The organism is Iodobacter violaceini (genome assembly GCF_011601265.1).
Lineage (GTDB): Bacteria > Pseudomonadota > Gammaproteobacteria > Burkholderiales > Chitinibacteraceae > Iodobacter > Iodobacter violaceini.
In genome coordinates, this window is sequence record NZ_JAAOLX010000044.1 from 1 (window position 1) to 377 (window position 377).

Below are 377 nucleotides of genomic sequence, written 5' to 3' on the forward strand. Positions count from 1 at the left end.
TTTCACCAGAAGTAGGTAGGCTAACCGTAAGGAGGCCGCTTACCACGGTGGGATTCATGACTGGGGTGAAGTCGTAACAAGGTAGCCGTAGGGGAACCTGCGGCTGGATCACCTCCTTTCAAGAGAAGACTTTTGGATTGAGTACTCACACTCATCGACTGTAGGTTTAAGGATTGTTGGTTAGGATTCAGAATTGATGTGATTAAAAAGTCACATTTATTCTGGTTTCTAAAATCAGCAAGACAGTAAATTGATCTTTAAAAAAATAGAAGAAGTAATACTCAAATTTAGAAATAAATAAGGGTAGATTGTATCAAAACTTAAATCTCGAAGTCAGAACTGAGGTTTAAGTGTCGCAAACAAAGCGAAATCAGATA

General features: G+C 38.7%; 1 rRNA gene. It reads left to right on the forward strand.

The features are described from left to right. Positions 1-119, forward strand: a 16S ribosomal RNA gene (locus HA050_RS21775); the annotation flags it as partial. Positions 120-377: the final 258 nt, after the last annotated feature.